Annotated in this window: 4 protein-coding genes; all 4 read left to right on the top strand. The window is 73.7% G+C overall.

Features of this window, described 5'->3' with window-relative positions:
- The coding region (locus ADL29_RS40140; RefSeq protein WP_211274484.1) for an acetate--CoA ligase family protein at nt 1-943 on the top strand (943 nt) is incomplete at its 5' end.
- 38 nt (nt 944-981) lie between these two features.
- Complete coding sequence (locus tag ADL29_RS40135; protein ID WP_046930719.1) at nt 982-1,575, top strand: DUF5998 family protein; 594 nt, start codon at nt 982-984, stop codon at nt 1,573-1,575.
- On the top strand, nt 1,575-2,765 hold the full coding sequence (locus ADL29_RS40130) for an alkaline phosphatase family protein (RefSeq protein ID WP_053928414.1): 1,191 nt from the start codon (nt 1,575-1,577) through the stop codon (nt 2,763-2,765). Before ADL29_RS40135 ends, ADL29_RS40130 begins: the two co-directional genes overlap by 1 nt.
- 69 nt (nt 2,766-2,834) lie before the next feature.
- Nucleotides 2,835-3,070, top strand: a 236-nt coding sequence (locus ADL29_RS40125; protein ID WP_483855172.1) for a thymidine kinase, incomplete at its 3' end; no start/stop codon positions are given.

Raw genomic sequence — 3,070 nt, 5'->3', positions numbered from 1 at the left:
GCCCTCCGTCCCGCAGACTCCCCGGGATGCCGCACCCCAGACCCCCTCCCACCCCCGTCCCGCCCCCGGCCGTATCCCCGCCTACCCGGCCGCCGAGCGGGCCGTCCGTGCGCTGGGCGAAGCCGTCCGCTATGCCGCCTGGCGCCGGGACGCCGCCGAGCCGGGCCGGGTGCCCGAATACGACGACATCCAGGAGACGGCCGCCGGAGCCGACATCGACCGCCTCCTCGACCGCCTCAACCCGAGCCCGGGCCGCTCCGCCCCGCTGCCGGCCACCGACGCCGAGGCCCTGCTCGCCCGCTACGGCATCCACGCCCGCCCCTCCCTGCCCGCCCCCGACCCCGACACCGCCCTCCGCGCCGCCGCCCGGCTCGGCTATCCCGTCGCCCTCAAGACCACCGCCCCCCACCTGCGGCACCGCTCCGACCTCGGCGGCATCCGCCTGGACATCGCGGGCGAACGCGAACTGCGCCGTACCTACGCCGAACTGACCGATTCCCTCGGCTCGCCCGAAGAGCTGCGCCCGGTCGTCCAGGCGATGGTGCCGCGCGGCGTCGACACCGTCATCCGCGCCGCCATCGACCCGGCCGCCGGCGCCGTGCTCTCCTTCGGGCTGGCCGGCGCCCCCTCCCAGCTGCTCGGCGACATCGCCCACCGGCTGATTCCGGCCACCGACCGCGATGTCGCCGACCAGATCCGGTCGATCCGCGCCGCCCCGCTCCTGTTCGGCTGGCGCGGCTCGCAGCCGGTGGACACCACCGCGCTCGCCGAGCTGCTGCTGCGCGTCTCCCGCCTGGTCGACGACCACCCCGAGGTCGTCGGCGTGGATCTCGAACCGGTCGTCGTCGCACCGCACGGCCTCTCCGTCCTGGGAGCCGCCGTCCGGCTGGCCAGGCCCCCCGCCACCACCGACCTCGGCCCCCGCCGTCTGCCCGTCTACTGAGGCTCTCGCGGCCCGGTACGCCCCGTAAGATGGACCCCATGGCTAAGACCGGTACGACGACCCAGGGGCTGCGCGCGGCGATCGAGCGCAGTGGCTACTACCCGACCCTCGTGGCCGAGGCGGTGCAGGCCGCGGTGGGCGGCGAACCGGTCGTGTCGTACCTCGTCCACCAGGAGACGACCTTCGACGCCAACGAGGTCCGCCGCCATGTCACGGTCCTGGTCCTGACCGGCACCCGCTTCATCGTCAGTCACACCGACGAACAGGCCGCCGACGCCACCAGCCCGTCGCCGTACGCCACCACCTCCACCGAGTCCGTCAAGCTCGGCCGGATCTCGTCGGTGGTGCTCAGCCGCGTCGTCGCCAACCCCGAGTCGTACACCCCGGGCCGCCTGCCCCGCGAGGTCGTCCTCACCATCGGCTGGGGCGCCGTCGCCCGCCTGGACCTGGAGCCCGCCGCCTGCGGCGACCCCAACTGCGAGGCCGACCACGGCTACACGGGCTCCTCCACCGCCGACGACCTCTCGCTGCGGGTCAGCGAGGCGGGCGACGGACCGGACTCGGTCCGCGAGACCCTCGCCTTCGCCCAGGCGCTCTCCGAGGCCACCGCGGCCACCACCAGCTCCCGCTGATGGCGCACACCGCCCCCGCCTGGCCGGAACCGGTACCCCTGGACCCGCTGACCGCCCCGGTGCCGCAGTACGGCACCGGCTCCCTCGCCGACCTGCTGCCCACCATCGTGGCGGGCCAGGGGCTGCACGAGCTCGCCACCGGCATGGAACTGGCCCCCGCCGACCGGGCCTGCGTCTTCCTCGTCGACGGCCTCGGCTGGGAGCTGCTGCGCGCCCACCCGGAAGAGGCGCCGTTCCTCACCTCCCTCCTGGACAGCTCGTGCAACGGCACCGGCCGTCCGCTCACCGCCGGTTTCCCCGCCACCACCGCCACCTCCCTCGCCTCGGTCGGCACCGGCCTGCCGCCGGGCGCCCACGGCCTGGCCGGCTACACCTGCCAGGACCCGGCCACCGGCGCGCTGATGAACCAGCTGCGCTGGCAGCCGTGGACCGACCCGTACGTCTGGCAGCCCCACCCGACGGTCTTCCAGCGGGCCCACGCCGCGGGCATCCACACCTGCCAGGTCTCCGCACCGGACTTCGCGACCACCCCGCTGACCAAGGTGGCGCTCAGCGGCGGCACCTTCCACGGCCGGCTCTCCGGCGAGGAGCGGATGGACCTCGCCGCCGAGCAGCTCGCCGCCGGCGACCGCTCGCTGGTCTACACGTACTACTCCGAGGTCGACGGCAAGGGACACCGCTACGGCATCGACTCCGACGCCTGGCGCGGCCAGTTGCAGTATGTCGACCGGCTCGCCGAGCGCTTGGCCGAGCAGCTCCCGCCGCGCTCCGCCCTTTATGTCACCGCCGACCACGGCATGATCGACATCCCCTTCGGCCCGGAGCACCGGATCGACTTCGACGAGGACTGGGAACTGCGCGCCGGCGTACGCCTGTTGGGCGGTGAGGGCCGGGCCCGGCATGTGTACGCGCACCCCGGGGCGGCCGCCGATGTGCTGGCCATCTGGCGCGAGGTGGTCGGCGAGCAGATGTGGGTCGCGAGCCGTGAAGAGGCCATCGCCGCCGGGTGGTTCGGCCCGCAGGTCGACGACCGGGTGCGCGACCGGATCGGCGATGTGGTGGCGGTCGCCCACGCCGACATGGCGATCATCGCCTCCGAACGCGAGCCGGGGGAGTCGTCGATGGTCGGCCTGCACGGCTCGATGACCCCGTCGGAGCAGCTGGTGCCCCTTCTGGAAGTCCGCACCTGACCGCTCCGCACCACCCCTGCGGCCCCCGCCCACCCCCTTCCAACGAGCCCGAAAGGCCCGCGACTTCCCATGCCCGAGCTGGTCTTCTTCTCCGGAACGATGGACTGCGGAAAGAGCACTTTGGCGCTCCAGATTGGGCACAACCGTTCGGCTCGGGGGTTGCAGGGCGTGATCTTCACGCGTGATGACCGTGCGGGGGAGGGGAAGCTGTCGTCGCGTCTGGGGCTGGTGACGGAGGCGGTGGAGGCGGCCCCGGGGATGGACCTCTACGGGTATCTCGTGGAGCAGATGACGTACGGCGGCAA

Origin of the sequence: Streptomyces chattanoogensis (assembly GCF_001294335.1) — a bacterium.
Lineage (GTDB): Bacteria > Actinomycetota > Actinomycetes > Streptomycetales > Streptomycetaceae > Streptomyces > Streptomyces chattanoogensis.
The sequence above is the reverse complement of the archived record's forward strand: the minus strand, read 5'-3'. Positions and strand labels throughout refer to the sequence as shown.